The following is a 1,388-nucleotide window of genomic DNA, read 5'->3' as shown; positions in this document are numbered from 1 at the left end:
ACAAACAATTCAAGCAGACCCTCAACGCTCGGCGATTTTGGTTTGCGTTGAATTTCGTGTTTACGGCGTCATGCGGAAAGTGAGCCAGTGCGTTTCGGGCTACTTAATTGGGCGTTAACTGGCAGGAGTAAAAATGAGCAAAAATAGCAAACAAAAAAGAATGCAAAAGCAAGCTAAAGCGAAAAAGGTAGCGAACCAAAAGGCTGAAGCTACTCGTAGAAAGCAAAGCTTAATTCCTACTATCTATTTCGATGAGTCGGGGAACACGGGTTCAAATCTACTGGATAATGACCAACCAGTATTTACGTTGGCTAGTTGTGATTTTCCCCAGAAAGAAGCCGACAGACTTCTTCAGTTGATAGGCTCTCGCGCAGAGAGTGAACTTCATTTCAAAAGGCTTAAACGAAACAAAGCAGGTCAAGATGGCATTATCCGAATGTTGCGTGATCCAGCGGTCAACCCTACTAGTGTGAAGATGAATGTTTTCTTAAAACGATTTATGGTCACATCAAAAATTGTAGACTTATTGATTGAACATATGTTGCACCTTAGAGGAGTTGACTTATATGTAAACGGTCAAAATATCGCCTTGTCAAATATGTTGTTCATTTGTTTACAGTCATTCTGCTCCGAAGATTTAGTTGATGAAATGTATAAGCTATTTGTCAACATGATTAAGGAACAAACGCCAGCTTCAATTGAAGCATTTTACTCAAGCGTTGAATTGGTTAAGGCGTCATCTTCAAGCGAAGGCTTTAAGTCTGATATTGATCAGATTCTTGAAACTAAACAGGTAATTGATAGCGCACTGGCGAACATAGACAAATCAGCACTTGATCCGTCAATTCCTGCTTTATTTACACAATGTATTCAATGGGGTAAAGAGTATCCTAAAGGCTTCCATTTAGTTCACGATGACTCTCATAGCATTGAAAAACAAAGAGAGATGTTCGCTATGCTCATGGATTGGACTCAGGAAAATGTAGAACTGGGGTATGATCGCCGTAAGTTTGACTTGCCGCTAAAAGGTAAGTCCCTCAAGTTTGCTGACTCAAAGAAACACAAACAAGTACAAGTTGCGGACATTATTGCAAGCTCATTTGCGTATTGGGCCGCGGGTGTGTCTAGAGGTGAAACGGAGGATTACTTCTTCCTAGAGTTAGATAAATTGAATCTAGATCGCTTTATTGGACACAATAAAATTTGGCCGACTGCTGATGTTGACCCTAAAGATTTAGGCACAGTTCACGATGGTGGTTTAAATGCAGCAAATCATATGCCGGAGTTTTTAGCTCAATCAATTCCTAATCCAAGGGTTGCAGAAGCAGCCAGTTAACAAGAGACTATGGCGTCAAGAGTTAATTTTTGGCGCTGTTTGCATCCCACAT

General features: G+C 40.6%; 1 protein-coding gene. It reads left to right on the top strand.

Going from position 1 to position 1,388, the window contains the following annotated elements:
* The first annotated feature begins 133 nt into the window (after positions 1-133).
* Positions 134-1,336 (top strand): DUF3800 domain-containing protein, encoded by a 1,203-nt coding sequence (locus CDZ87_RS16795; protein WP_081245506.1) that lies wholly within the window; start codon positions 134-136, stop codon positions 1,334-1,336.
* Positions 1,337-1,388: the final 52 nt, after the last annotated feature.

The sequence above is a fragment of the Vibrio salilacus genome (assembly GCF_002811245.1).
Taxonomy (GTDB): Bacteria; Pseudomonadota; Gammaproteobacteria; order Enterobacterales; family Vibrionaceae; genus Vibrio; species Vibrio salilacus.
This window is presented reverse-complemented; position numbering and strand designations above follow the sequence as displayed.

What these genes read in the sequence shown, in the direction of transcription:
- CDZ87_RS16795 (WP_081245506.1), top strand. Translation starts at nt 134, where the DNA reads ATGAGCAAAAATAGCAAACAAAAAAGAATGCAAAAGCAAGCTAAAGCG.